Source organism: Serratia proteamaculans (assembly GCF_013337185.1).
GTDB classification, from domain to species: Bacteria; Pseudomonadota; Gammaproteobacteria; order Enterobacterales; family Enterobacteriaceae; genus Serratia; species Serratia proteamaculans_D.
Genome location: NZ_SWDE01000001.1, coordinates 2,037,479 through 2,051,023, shown reverse-complemented (window position 1 = coordinate 2,051,023; position 13,545 = coordinate 2,037,479). Strand labels below are relative to the sequence as shown.

Here is a 13,545-nt window from a genome sequence, read left to right as displayed (position 1 = left end):
CGTGCTTTAATCGCGGAAATCGTACATTCCAGGTATCAACACCAGTTGAGCGGCGATCTCCGCCGCTTTGGCTTTCCCCAGCAGCAAATCAATCAGCTTCAGCGCAAACTCCATTGAAGTTCCCGGCCCCTGGCTGGTGAGCAGGTTAACGCGCGGATCGAACACCACACGCCGCTCTATCCATTTGTCGGCCGGGATCTGTTCTTTCAGCCCCGGGAAGCCGGTCATATTGCCGATGGGGAACAGATCGTGGTGTTGCAGCACCAGTGCCGGTGCTGCGCAGATGGCGGCGACGATATTGCCCTGCAGGTGCATCTGACGCACTTTCTCCACCAACAGTGGGCTGTCGCGGAAGCACTCGGCACCTTTCAGGCCACCGGGCAGCACAATGGCGTCGAAAGGCTCGTCGACAATCGACACCAGCGGCGCATCGGCCAGCAGTTTTACCCCGCGTGAACAGACGATAGTCAGGTCGCCATCGCCGGCTACGCTGGCGGTGGTGACTTTAACGCCCGCCCGCACCAGCAAATCTATAGTGGTGACGGCCTCGATTTCTTCGCTACCAGGTGCCAGGCAGACCAGCGCCGATACGCTCATATTCATTTTCCTTTCGCTTAATCAATTCAAACAGGCGTGCATTCTCTGGCAGAGTCACGCCGTAGCTACGCGCGCGGCGCAGCAGGTAACCGGTAATGTAGTCGATTTCGGTGTGTCGCTGGGTGCGGATATCCTGCAGCATCGAAGAGACGTTGTCCGCGGTGCTTTGGATAACCTCCATGACGTACTGCTGCAAGCCTTCGCATGAGGTGTGGTAGCCCTCCATTTCCATTACGCTGGAGACCTCGCGGCAAATGAGCTCAATTTGTTCGGGATAGCGTTGCAGATCGCCATTACGGCAATTATACAGCGCCGTTAGCGGGTTGATCACGCAGTTGACCGCCAGCTTGCGCCAGTTCGCCGAGGCGATATTATTGTGCCAGGCGACGTCAGGCAGGGCCTGGTGCAGCACTTCTGCCAGATGGCTCAGTGATTGCGCCGCCGGTGAGGTCGGGCCGATATGGGTGATGCCGCCGGCGACATGGATAATAGTGCTGCCATCATGGCGCGCCGCATGGGTGGTGGTACCCTGCAGTATCGGCTGGTTGTTCGGCGGCAGTTCGTCCTGGGTGCCCATGCCGTTATGCAGCAGCAGGATGGCGCAGCGTGGGTTCAACTTTGGCAGTAGCGTGCTGACCGCGCTGGATACCTGCCAGGCTTTCAAGGTGACCAGCAGCAGTTCGCTCTGGGCTAAATGTTCGGGGTCGTTGGTGGGCAAATTACGGTTGAACGAAGCGCCTTCCGGCTCAATCACGTTCACTGCGCAAAAGGGTTGTGGCACTCGTAACCATCCCTGTACATCGTGACCCTGCTGATAAAGCCGGGAGAGCCACAGTTGTCCGAGCGCGCCGCAACCAAGAATAGTTATTTTCATCCAGACTCCTTGGGGTAACGGGAATATCGCTCAATGACTGTCTTATAATTATAGACTTTTCTGCTGTGCGGCAGCTTATCCGCCGCTAGCTTCAGCAGATTTTGTCTGAGGCGCTAAAGCGGTTATCATGCTCGGCATCGAAATCGCCTATCGCATTAGGCTCTCATTCAGGAGGAAGAAGTATGCCATCTTTCGACATTGTTTCCGAAATTGATATGCAGGAAGTGCGTAACGCCGTCGAGAACGCCACGCGCGATCTGGGCACCCGTTGGGATTTCCGCAACGTGCCGGCCAGCTTTGAGCTGAACGAAAAAGACGAAAGCATTAAAGTCGCCAGCGAGTCTGATTTCCAGGTGCAGCAGTTGCTAGATATTCTGCGTGAAAAGCTGAGTAAACGCAGCATCGAAGGCAGCGCGCTCGAGATCCCGGAAGAAATGACTCACAGCGGTAAAACCTACAGTGTGGATGCCAAGCTGAAGCAGGGGATTGAAAGCGCACAGGCGAAGAAGCTCGTCAAGCTGATCAAAGACAGCAAGCTGAAGGTCCAGGTACAGATTCAGGGTGATGAAGTGCGCGTGACCGGTAAATCACGCGACGATCTGCAGGGTGTGATGGCGCTGGTGCGCGGTGCCGATCTCGGACAGCCGTTCCAGTTTAAGAACTTCCGCGATTAAGGTTTTTGCGAAGGTGAAGATTTTGAAGGGCCAGCTTGCTGGCCCTTTTCTTTACAGTGAATTCACCAGCGCTTCCAATTGGACTCGGTTGGTCTGTTTGGTATCGACCTTCACGTAGGCACTGCGCTCTTCCGGCACTACAATCGCTTCCGCCACGCCCGGTTGGGCTTTCAGGCGGCTTTCCAGAGCGGAATCCTTCACGGCCAGTTCCGACAGCGTAATACGCAGGCTGCTGACGTAAGGCGGTTCTTGCATGGTACTGCTGACCAAAAACCAGACAGCCGCCAACACCGCCCCGGCGATAAACACCAGTCCTGCACCCTGCAGGCCATACAGCAAGCCACCCAGGCTGCCGCCGATCGCCACGCCGATAAACTGGCTGGTGGAGTAAACCCCCATCGCCGTCCCTTTATAACCGGCCGGAGACTCTTTGCTGATCAGCGAAGGCAGAATCGCTTCCATGACGTTAAACGCCATAAAGAACAGCTGTACGCCGGCAATGATGCCCCACAGGTGCGCGCCGGACAGCCATAGCAGCACTTCCGCACAGAACAACACCGCTACGCAACCCATGAAGACCTGCTTCATGCGGCGCTTCTTCTCGGCATAAATGATAAATGGCACTACGGCGGCAAAAGAAACCAGCATGGTGACCAGGTAGACAATCCAGTGTTGGCTCGCTGCCAGGCCTGCTTTTTCCATCGCCAGTGGCAGCGCCACGAAGCTGGACATCAGCAGGATATGCAGACACATGATGCCGAAATTGAGCTTCAACAGCCGGGAGTTGCTCAGCACCTTGCTGAAGCTGCCGCGTACGATGCTCGATTCCCGGTTCAGCACGTGGTGACTGGCAGAGGGGACCACTGCCAGAGTGATTACGATACCGGCCAATGCCAGCACGGCAATCATCCAGAACAGCGCATGCAGGCCAAAGGCGTGGGTGACGATCGGGCCAAGCACCATCGCAATAGCGAAGGTAATACCGAAGCTGACACCGATAAACGCCATTGCCTTGGTGCGGTTCTGTTCCCGCGTCAGGTCAGACAGTAGCGCCATCACTGCGGCGGCAATAGCACCGGAGCCCTGTAATGCCCGGCCGAGGATCACCCCCCAGATGGAGTCGGTCGCGGCGGCAATGACACTGCCCAGTGCAAAGATCAGTAGTCCGCCGACAATCAGCGGTTTGCGGCCGATACGATCGGAGATCAGGCCAAAGGGGATCTGAAATACCGCCTGCGCCAGGCCATAAATACCGATGGCGATACCGATCAGCGTTTCGCTGGCGCCGTTCAACGCCATACCGTAGGTGGTCAGTACCGGCAACACCATAAACATGCCGAGCATGCGCAGTGAAAATACGGTTCCTAATCCCCAGGTCGCTCGTCGTTCCAGCGGGGTCATTGCATTATCGTTCATTAAAACCTCATTAAAAGCCATTCCGTCAGGCTATCGGTGATAACGCCTGAGGGGATAGCTTCTGTGAAAGAAGCGTCATTTTAGTGTGAAGGGCAGGGGGGGTAAATCTAATGTTGTTTAGCAGATATTACAGTTCATCGGCTTTTTGACGAGACAAATAAAATGGGCCGCGAAAGCGGCCCATTCACAGACGATTTGGCTTACCAGACGTACGTCATCAACGCTTCCGGCGCGGCTGTCGCGCTGAAGTCGATAGACATCATTACGCTCAGCGAAGTGATGGCAACAATCGAGAACACAAACAGCTTGCGTGCCCAAACGCTGTCATTTTCGGTTTTGTAACCACGCAGTGCCATGCCCAGCCACCATACGCTTACCGCCGCAGCGACGATCAGGTATTTGTAGCCGGCGTAGCCGCCCAGGGTCAACATCAGGGTGGCAATCATAAACGCCACAATGTAGACCGTGATGTGGTTCTTCGCCACCGAAATGCCTTTCACTACCGGCAGGACCGGAATGTTGGCTGCCTGGTAATCTTTAAAGCGGAAGATGGCAATCGCATAGGAATGCGGCATCTGCCACAGGCTAAAGATAGCCAGCAGGATCAACGCACCGGCATCGAACTCGTTGGTGACTGCGCAATAACCGATAACCGGTGGCGCAGCGCCCGACAGGCTGCCGATCAGTGTGCCGTATACCGAGTGGCGTTTCATGTACAGGCTATAAACGCCGACATAAACCACGAAGCCCATCACCGCCAGCCACATGGCCAGCGGGTTGGCACCGATATACAGCAACGCAAAGCCCGCAATACCCAGAGCGGTAGCGTAAACCAGGCTTACACTCGGCGCGATCAGGCCCTTAACCAGCACCCGATTCTTCGTTCTCTCCATTTTCTTGTCGATGTCGCGGTCAATGTAGTTGTTAAATACACAGCCCGAAGCGACAACCAACGAGACCCCCACCAGGGTGGCGAGAAACAGGGGATAGTCGATGCTCCCTTTAGAGGCGAGCAGGAATCCCCCGACGACAGAAATTAAATTGCCGAAAATAATTCCTGGTTTGGTTACTTGCAGGTATTGCTTAATCATCACGTCCAGCTCTGCTCTTAATCGACCATCATATTGATGTTGAGGTTGTACATAATCCAGAGTGAACCCACAACAACGATACCGATGATCATAGCGGTGAACAGCAATGCCACCAGGTTCCAGCGCTCTTCCGATGAGGTATTCATGTGCAGGAAGTAAATCAGGTGAACAACCACCTGAATCACCGCCATGCCGACTACAACCGCCAGGATGGTGGAGTGAGAGGCGGTGCCGCTCATCACCATCGCAAATGGAATCACCGTCAGGATGATCGACAGAATAAAGCCGATCAGATAGGTCTTAACGCTACCGTGGCTTGCGCCGCCGTGAGAAGTTTCATGGGATGAATGACTCATGACATAACCCCCAGCAGGTAAACAACGGTGAATACGCAGATCCAAACCACGTCCAGGAAGTGCCAGAACAGGCTCAGGCACATCAGACGGGTCTTGTTGGTTGACGTCAGGCCGCGCTTGCTGACCTGAATCATCATGATAACGATCCAAACCAGGCCGGTAGACACGTGCAGACCGTGGGTAGCAACCAGTGCGAAGAAGCCGGACAGGAACGCACTGCGATCCGGGCCATAGCCTTCAACGATCAGGTGATGGAACTCATAGATTTCCATCGCTACGAAGCCCAGACCAAACAGGAAGGTCAGGAACAGCCAGGTATTCACGCTGCCAACCTTGCCTTTGTTCATGCCGATCATCGCCATACCGTAGGTGATGGAGCTGAACAACAGCAGGAAGGTCTCAACCAGAACAAACTTCAGATCGAAGATGTCTTTGCCAGAGGGACCGCCAGCGGTCCCGTTCACCAGTACTGCATAAGTCGCGAACAAGCTCGCAAACAAAATACAGTCGCTCATCAGGTAGATCCAGAATCCGAAGACTTTGGTCTCTCCTGCGTCGTGGTGCCCATGCTCTGCATGGGCTGCGTCATGGTTAGTCAGAGTATCAGTTGACATGTTTCACGCCTGCTTTGCTGATTTGTTCATAGTGTTGGTTTTCAATGCGCTCGATTTCATCAACCTGCACATAGTAATCAACATCTTCATCGAAGCTCTTGGCAATCCAGGTCACGATCATACCTACGAAGGCAGCGATCGCCATCCACCAGATGTCCCAGATCATCGCGAAACCAAATACCAGGCTGAAGCCAGCAATAATCACACCGGCGCCGGTATTTTTCGGCATATGAATCGGTTCGTATTTCGCCGGTTTCTTATAAGCGTTGCCTTTTTCTTTCATGTCCCAGAATTCATCACGGTCATGAATCTGTGGCACTACGGCAAAGTTATAGAACGGCGGTGGAGACGAAGTGGACCACTCCAGCGTACGAGCGCCCCATGGGTCACCGGTCAGATCACGGTTCTGCTCACGGTCACGCACACTGACGTAGATCTGAATCAGTTGGCACAGGATACCGCAGGCAATCAGAGCCGCGCCGCCAGCCGCTACCAGCAGCAGTGGGTGGAACTCTGGGTTGATGTTCTGGCTGATACGACGAGTCATACCCATAAAGCCCAGAGCATACAGTGGCATAAAGGCCACGAAGAAACCGATGATCCAGAACCAGAACGCACGGATACCCCAGGTCTCGTTCAGCGTGAAGCCGAAGGATTTAGGGAACCAGTAGGTCAGGCCGGCGAAGCAACCGAACACCACACCACCGATAATCACGTTATGGAAGTGGGCAATCAGGAACAGACTGTTGTGCAGCACGAAGTTCGCGCCCGGTACTGCCAGCAGAACGCCGGTCATCCCACCTACGGAGAAGGTGATGATGAAGCCGATGGTCCACAGCATTGCGGAGTTGAGCTGAATGCGGCCCTGGTACATGGTGAACAGCCAGTTGAAGATTTTCACCCCGGTAGGGATGGAAATGATCATGGTGGCGATACCGAAGAAGGCGTTAACGTTCGCGCCGGACCCCATGGTAAAGAAGTGGTGCAGCCATACGATGAACGACAGAACGGTAATCGCGATGGTTGCCCATACCAGTGAGGTATAGCCGAACAGGCGTTTTCTTGAGAAGGTCGCGGTGACTTCAGAGAACACACCAAACACTGGCAGAACCAGGATATACACCTCTGGGTGACCCCAGGCCCAAATCAGGTTGATGTACATCATCATGTTGCCGCCCATATCATTGGTAAAGAAATGGAAGCCCAGGTAGCGATCCAGGGTCAGCAACGCGATGGTAACAGTCAGAATTGGGAAAGAAACGATGATCAGAACGTTAGTACACAGCGCCGCCCAGGTGAACACCGGCATCTTCATCAGAGGCATGCCAGGGGCACGCATCTTCATGATGGTGGCGAAGAAGTTCACACCGGTCAACAGGGTACCCAGACCGGAAATCTGCAGACTCCAGATCCAGTAATCGACCCCGACGCCAGGACTGTATTCCTTACCCGACAGCGGCGGATACGCCAGCCAACCGGTCTGCGCAAACTCACCGACACCCAGAGAGATGTTGATCAGGACGACACCTACCACGAAGAACCAGAAGCTCAGGGAGTTCAGGAACGGGAAGGCAACGTCGCGCGCACCGATTTGCAAGGGTACAACCACGTTCATCAGGCCGACCACGAAAGGCATCGCCATGAAGAAGATCATGATTACGCCGTGGGCGGTAAAGATCTGGTCGTAGTGGTGCGGCGGCAGGAATCCGGCCTCGCCGGCGGACGCAAGCGCCTGCTGGCTACGCATCATGATGGCATCGGCAAAACCACGCAGCAACATAACCATTGCCACGATGATGTACATGATACCAATTTTTTTATGGTCGACCGAAGTCAGCCAATCGCTCCATAGCCATTTCCACTTGCCGAAATAGGTTATCAGCGCCAGCAGAGCCAGGCCCCCGATAACAATTGCAGCAACGGTGACCATGATGATCGGTTCGTGGTACGGAACCGCATCAATCGTTAATTTTCCCAACATCAGTTATTCCTCGGCTCCGGCGTGAGCAGCATGTTCACCCATGTCCATACCCTGGCTCATGTCCATACCTTCGTGCGTGGTAGCGCCCTTGTGCATGTTCATATCGCCCATAAATTTGCCAATAGTTTCTTTGAACAAATTCGGTTTGACACTGGAGAAGTACTCAACCGGGTTATTTTCACTCGGCTCTGCCAGTTTGTTAAAGTCGCTGGTGGCGTTAAGGTTAGTCGACGATGCTTTCACCTTGGCAACCCACTGATCGAAGTCGCCTTCGGTTGGGGTGACAATGGCGGTGAACTTCATGCCGGAGAACCCGCGACCGCTGAAGCTGCTGGAAATACCGTCGTATTTGCCTGCTTCATTGCCGATCAGGTGCAGTTTGGTCTGCATCCCGGCCATCGCATAAATCTGCCCACCTAACTGAGGGATAAAGAACGAGTTCATTACCGAGTTAGAGGTGATTTTGAATTCAACTGGAACGTCTTTCGGGAAAGCCAGTTCATTAACCGTTGCGATGCCTTGCTCTGGGTAGATGAACAGCCATTTCCAGTCGAGCGACACCACTTCGATAGTCATCGGCTTCTTGTCAGTGACAATCGGCTTGAACGGATCGAGTTCGTGGGTAGTCTTCCAGGTAATGGTGCCAAGGATGGCGATGATAATGATAGGAATGGTCCAGACGACCGCTTCGATTTTGTTGGAATGTGACCAGTTCGGACTGTATTTGGCATCTTTGTTGGAAGCACGGTACTTCCAGGCAAAGGCGAACGCCATAAAGATAACTGGTACCACCACGATCAACATTAATGCGATTGCAGTGATAATCAGTGTCCGTTGCTCAACACCAATTGCTCCTTTGGGATTCATCAATACCATATTGCAACCACTGAGCATTACAGTGGAGGCAATTAATGACAACATCCCAATACTTTTATTGTATTTCTTAAGTCTCATCTAACGACCTCAATTACAAAGGCTCTATTGTCGTTTCATGTGTGCGGGCATTTTACGGGAAGGTTGCAGTACTGTAAACATGCTTAAGGGAGTGTCAGCGCCTTGTTGACACTTTCTGTTAAGGGGGTCACAGATGTCACGTTGCGTGACAATTTACTAATGGCAACAAAGCGTTGGCACGCTGAATCGTGCCGGGCAAATCGTATGTTAAGGAAAACTAAAGGTATGATGAATCCAACAGGTAAAAACGCTTTTTTGAAATACGAATGAAAGGTTTATTTAATGTAAAATAATTGTGTATTTAAAGTGAATTTAATTTTATTTCCGAGCGATTTAGTCAGGTAAAAAAATAATTCTTCCGCCATTTATGTTCTTTTATTCGAAATAAACTCATCACGCTGATGCATTTTTGCCGACCGGTGCCATCACCGGCCGACGATATCAGGCCAGCCTGGTGCGACGCAGTGCCAGATAGTCCAACAAGCTGCCCATCGCAATGCCCACCAGGCTCAGTGCGGCACCGATCTGCAGTAACCGATCGGCCAGATTTGGCAAGGCGCTCCAGTCGAGTGCGTTGGTGATAAGCAGAATCAACCACAGCCCCAGCAATGAGCAACCCAGGGTCAGCATGCGCAACGCCCAGCGGTAAAACTGACGGAATTCGGTGCGCGGCATGAAGTTATCCGTGCGCTGGGTGTATTCCAGCGTCTGTCGACACAGGCGCAGCAGCAACAGGCCGGGCAGGGCAGCAGCAATCGAGAATAAATAGAACAGCGGCCAGCCATGCGCTTCGACAAACCAGCCGGCAATCGGGCCAACATAGACGCGGCCGACGGCGGATAACGCCGACAGCAGGGCAAACTGGGTCGCGGAAAACGACTTGTTGCACAGCGTCATCAGCAGCGCAACGAAGGCGGCGGTACCCATGCCGCCGCACAGGTTCTCCAGGAAGATAGCGCTACCCATCGTCATGAGGTTTTTATCGGTAACCGCCAGTATCCAGTAACCGAGGTTAGAGACCGCCTGCAGGATGCCGAACAGCATCAGGGCGCGGAACAGGCTGAGGCGTTGCATCAGCACGCCACCAAACAGCGCCCCGACGATAGTGGCGAACAGGCCGAGAGTTTTGTTCACCAGCCCCACTTCCCCGGCATCGAACCCTACGCCGCGGATCAGGAAGGTGGTACTCAGGCTGCCGGCAAAGGCATCGCCCATTTTGTACATCACGATCAGCAGTAAAATCAGCCAGGCATTGTTACGTGCGAAGAAATCGCGCAACGGAGCGACTACCGCTTCCTCCATGGTGCGCGGCGCAGGAATGCTGTTGTCCGGTTCCGGTGCCAGCAAAGTTGCGACGATGCCGATCAGCATCAATCCCGCCATCAGCCAGTAGGTTGACTGCCAGCCGAAGTAACGATCCGCCAGCCACAGCGCCAGCCCGCCGGATACCAGCATCGCCAACCGGTAACCCAGCACCGAAACCGCCGCGCCGGTTCCGCGTTCTTCCGCGCTCAGCAAATCGGTTTTATAGGCGTCAAAAACAATATCCTGCGACGCAGAACAGAAGGCCACCAATACCGCCAAAGCTGCCAGCCACCACAGATGCTGTGCCGGTTGCATAAAGCCCATCGCCACAATCGAGACTACCAGCAGCAGTTGGCTGATCAGCAACCAACCGCGTCGGCGGCCGAGGAATGGCGGGGTATAGCGGTCCATAAAGGGCGACCACAGGAATTTGAACACATAGGCCTGACCGACCAGCGAAAAAATGCCGATGGTTTTCAGATCGATGCCTTCGACGGTCATCCAGGCTTGCAGCGTGCCGGAGGTCAGCGCCAGTGGCAGACCCGAGGCAAAGCCCAGCAGCAGCAGGATCGCGGAGTTACGCTGGGTGAAGAGGTTCAGATAGCTTTTCGACATGAGTTCCCTGTCTGCACCGCCCGACTATCCGGGCGGTGCAAGGCGTTCGCGGATTAACGCGCGTTTTGCTTGATAAAGTCGTTGACGCTGGTGTCCTGCGCCATATCGGCAATAACGTCACCCAACACGCTATTGACCGCGTTAGTGATTTTATCGTTGGTTGCCGTGAAGGCGCCCTGGACGTTATAAGTTGAGCGGTAGTTTTTCACCTGCTTGTTGCCGTTTTTCGCCTGAGCGATGATTGAGATATCGGCCTTGGTGGTGATGTTGTAGCGCAGGTTGCCTTCGGAGACGTCTGCGTACAGGTTATTCACCACGATTTGCAGATCAACGGCACCGTCGGCACCGATCATATAGCCGCGCGCGCCCATTTGTTTCTCCAGCACTTCTTGCAGTAAGAAACGCAGATCGCGTGATGGCGTCAGCGTTACCAGCTGGCCGTCGCGGTTGACCTTCGCCAGAGCCTGATCTTTGCGCTGATCCGCGCCGTTAATGCTGATGGTGACGCCTTGCAGAGTCGGATCCTGCTGCGGCAGTACGATTTTCGGGGTCACGTTCAGGGTGTTGCTGCTGGTAGCACAGCCGGCCAGCATCAGTGCGGCCAACAGTGGAAGGCAAAGTTTTTTCAACATAGTTACTGTCTCATTCTCGATGGATTTTAAGCTGCCCAATATAGCGAGGCTGGTTTGGGCAGGCTTTCTGTAATAATCAGAGCGGGATAGCCAACAACAAATTGTCGACATCATAGCATCGCCGCCAGCCGGAGGAAGCGCAGAACGCACCGGAGTGACAAATTTTTACCTGCCGTTGATAAAAACATGCTTTTTTGGCCGTCTCAATCAGAAAAACCTCAAGCGGCGGCGGATGTTGGCCGTTTTTTGTCCGCAAAGAAGAGAAATTTACCTGCGCAATGGTCTAAAAGGGGAGAAAGAGGCTAATATTGAAATAGATGGGGGCGGTCCTCTGCCGGTGTAGTAAGGAGATCCTATGATTCGCGAGCAAATAGAAGCAAAGTTAAGGGCGGCATTTGAGCCCGCGTATCTGGAAGTCGTTGATGAAAGCTATCGTCATAACGTTCCGGCGGGTTCAGAAAGTCATTTCAAGGTGGTGTTGGTCAGCGATCGCTTCGTCGGCGAACGTTTCCTGACGCGGCATCGCTCGATTTACGGCGTCCTGTCGGAAGAGTTATCCGATGGTGTACATGCGCTGGCGTTGCACACTTATACCCTGAAAGAGTGGGAAGGGCTGCAGGATACCGTGCCGGCTTCCCCCCCTTGTCGTGGGGCCGGAACCTTGGCCTGACGGCTAAATTTGCGGTATCAGTGGAACTTTGACCACGATTTGGGGTATTACTACAGACGAATTTTGGAACGGCCTGCGGGCCGTTTCTGTTTTTGACGACGACACAGCCGATGCGCAATGCAGCCAAGGCCGGGTCGGCTTCGGCGGCCTTTTGGCGATCAAATCGGCAAAAGTGTGAGTTTTAGCGCGCCGCCGCTGCCTTGCTTTCCTCGACTCGCTCCGCTTGCGCCGCTATAATGTCGCGTCTTATTTTTCCGGAATGGTTTCGGGACACTTCTGTCATCAGGAAACTCGGTTCTGTAATGTAGCCGTCCTGGTTCTTCGAACGGAGTTGACCGAGCACTGTGATTTTTTTGAGGTAACAAGATGCAAGTTTCAGTAGAAACCACTCAAGGCCTTGGGCGCCGTCTCTCTATTACTGTACCCGCTGATACAATCAAGCAGGCTATTAAAAAAGAGCTGATCAACGCTGCAAAAAGCGTTCGTATAGATGGCTTCCGTAAAGGCCATGTACCAATGAACATCGTTGAGCAACGTTATGGCGCGTCCGTTCGTCAAGACGTACTGGGCGATGCGATGCAACGCAGCTTCGTTGATGCGATCATCAAAGAAAAGATCAATCCGGCTGGCGCGCCAAACTACGTGCCGGGCGAGTACAAAGAAGGTGAAGATTTCACTTTCGCCGTTGAGTTCGAAGTGTATCCGGAAGTTGAGCTGAAAGGCCTGGACGGCATCGAAGTTGAGAAGCCGGTAGTTGAAGTTAACGACGCTGACGTTGACACCATGCTGGACACCCTGCGCAAGCAGCAGGCGACCTGGAAAGAGACCGATCGCGCAGCTCAGGCTGAAGACCGTGTGACCGTTGACTTCTCTGGTTCTATCGACGGTGAAGAATTCGAAGGCGGCAAAGCCTCTGATTTCGTACTGGCCATGGGCCAGGGCCGCATGATCCCAGGCTTCGAAGAAGGTCTGGTCGGTCATAAAGCCGGTGAAGAATTCGCCATCGACGTTAATTTCCCAGAAGATTATCACGCTGAAAATCTGAAGGGCAAAGCGGCCAAGTTCGACATCGTTCTGAAGAAAGTAGAAGAGCGTGAACTGCCAGAGCTGACTGAAGAGTTCATCAAACGTTTCGGCGTGGCTGATGGTTCTACCGAAGGCCTGCGTGCTGAAGTGCGTAAAAACATGGAGCGCGAGCTGAAAGGCGCAGTGCGTAACCGCATCAAGACTCAGGCAATCGACGGCCTGGTCAGCGCTAACGAAATCGACGTTCCTGCTGCGCTGATCGACGGCGAAGTTGACGTTCTGCGCCGTCAGGCTGCACAGCGTTTCGGCGGCAACGAGAAGCAAGCGCTGGAACTGCCACGCGAACTGTTCGAAGAGCAGGCCAAGCGTCGCGTAGTTGTCGGTCTGCTGCTGGGCGAAGTGATCAGCACCAACGATCTGAAAGCTGACGAAGATCGCGTTAAAACGCTGATCGAAGAAATGGCTTCCGCGTACGAAGATCCAAGTGAAGTTGTTGAGTTCTACAGCAAAAACAAAGAGCTGATGAACAACATGCGCAACGTTGCTCTGGAAGAACAAGCGGTTGAAGCCCTGCTGGCAAAAGCGAAAGTGACTGAGAAAGCCACTACCTTCAGCGAGCTGATGAACCAGACTCAACAGGCGTAATGTCTGTACGCCAGGGCGCAACTTGTTGCGCTCTCAGGGCCGGCTTGCCGGCCCTGGCGTAAAAAAAGCCCGTAACCTTCGGTTGCGGGCTTTTC

Annotated in this window: 13 protein-coding genes; 3 read left to right on the top strand and 10 right to left on the bottom strand. The window is 53.8% G+C overall.

Annotated features, from left to right (window positions below):
* Positions 1 to 6: 6 nt before the first annotated feature.
* Positions 7 to 597, bottom strand: coding sequence for a protein deglycase YajL (gene yajL / locus FCL49_RS09595; RefSeq protein WP_174353316.1), 591 nt, complete (start codon positions 595 to 597; stop codon positions 7 to 9).
* The gene (gene panE / locus FCL49_RS09590; protein ID WP_174353315.1) at positions 560 to 1,471 is read right to left on the bottom strand and encodes a 2-dehydropantoate 2-reductase; all 912 of its coding nucleotides are present in this window, start codon (positions 1,469 to 1,471) and stop codon (positions 560 to 562) included. The genes yajL and panE overlap by 38 nt, the downstream gene beginning before the upstream one ends.
* A 182-nt stretch (positions 1,472 to 1,653) precedes the next feature.
* Here panE and FCL49_RS09585 point away from each other — a divergent pair, with 182 nt between their 5' ends.
* Entirely contained in the window at positions 1,654 to 2,145 is a 492-nt protein-coding gene (locus FCL49_RS09585; RefSeq protein WP_012005524.1) for a YajQ family cyclic di-GMP-binding protein, read from the top strand.
* A gap of 51 nt (positions 2,146 to 2,196) precedes the next feature.
* Here the strand turns inward: FCL49_RS09585 and FCL49_RS09580 are convergent, their stop codons facing one another.
* The 8 genes from FCL49_RS09580 to FCL49_RS09545 form a co-directional block, all read right to left on the bottom strand.
* Positions 2,197 to 3,561, bottom strand: a complete 1,365-nt coding sequence (locus FCL49_RS09580; RefSeq protein WP_174353314.1) for an MFS transporter — start codon at positions 3,559 to 3,561, stop codon at positions 2,197 to 2,199.
* Positions 3,562 to 3,761: 200 nt separating this feature from the next.
* Positions 3,762 to 4,652: a heme o synthase gene (gene cyoE / locus FCL49_RS09575; protein ID WP_012005526.1), complete on the bottom strand. Its 891-nt coding sequence runs from the start codon at positions 4,650 to 4,652 to the stop codon at positions 3,762 to 3,764.
* Positions 4,653 to 4,669: 17 nt separating this feature from the next.
* Positions 4,670 to 5,008 carry a cytochrome o ubiquinol oxidase subunit IV gene (locus FCL49_RS09570; protein WP_012005527.1) on the bottom strand — a complete coding sequence of 113 codons (339 nt, stop codon included), beginning with the start codon at positions 5,006 to 5,008 and terminating at the stop codon, positions 4,670 to 4,672.
* Complete coding sequence (locus FCL49_RS09565; RefSeq protein ID WP_135315383.1) at positions 5,005 to 5,622, bottom strand: cytochrome o ubiquinol oxidase subunit III; 618 nt, start codon at positions 5,620 to 5,622, stop codon at positions 5,005 to 5,007. The genes FCL49_RS09570 and FCL49_RS09565 overlap by 4 nt, the downstream gene beginning before the upstream one ends.
* Positions 5,612 to 7,603, bottom strand: a complete 1,992-nt coding sequence (gene cyoB / locus FCL49_RS09560; RefSeq protein WP_012005529.1) for a cytochrome o ubiquinol oxidase subunit I — start codon at positions 7,601 to 7,603, stop codon at positions 5,612 to 5,614. The genes FCL49_RS09565 and cyoB overlap by 11 nt, the downstream gene beginning before the upstream one ends.
* A gap of 3 nt (positions 7,604 to 7,606) precedes the next feature.
* Positions 7,607 to 8,557 carry a cytochrome o ubiquinol oxidase subunit II gene (gene cyoA, locus FCL49_RS09555; RefSeq protein WP_037424327.1) on the bottom strand — a complete coding sequence of 317 codons (951 nt, stop codon included), beginning with the start codon at positions 8,555 to 8,557 and terminating at the stop codon, positions 7,607 to 7,609.
* Between the two features lie 441 nt (positions 8,558 to 8,998).
* Positions 8,999 to 10,477 carry a muropeptide MFS transporter AmpG gene (ampG, locus tag FCL49_RS09550; RefSeq protein WP_174353313.1) on the bottom strand — a complete coding sequence of 493 codons (1,479 nt, stop codon included), beginning with the start codon at positions 10,475 to 10,477 and terminating at the stop codon, positions 8,999 to 9,001.
* 53 nt (positions 10,478 to 10,530) lie between these two features.
* Entirely contained in the window at positions 10,531 to 11,109 is a 579-nt protein-coding gene (locus tag FCL49_RS09545; protein ID WP_174353312.1) for a lipoprotein, read from the bottom strand.
* Between the two features lie 355 nt (positions 11,110 to 11,464).
* Between FCL49_RS09545 and bolA the strand changes: the two genes are divergently transcribed.
* Both bolA and tig read left to right on the top strand, forming a co-directional pair.
* Positions 11,465 to 11,779, top strand: coding sequence for a transcriptional regulator BolA (bolA, locus tag FCL49_RS09540; protein WP_012005533.1), 315 nt, complete (start codon positions 11,465 to 11,467; stop codon positions 11,777 to 11,779).
* Between the two features lie 366 nt (positions 11,780 to 12,145).
* Entirely contained in the window at positions 12,146 to 13,450 is a 1,305-nt protein-coding gene (tig, locus tag FCL49_RS09535) for a trigger factor (RefSeq protein WP_112347697.1), read from the top strand.
* The last annotated feature ends 95 nt before the right edge of the window (positions 13,451 to 13,545 follow it).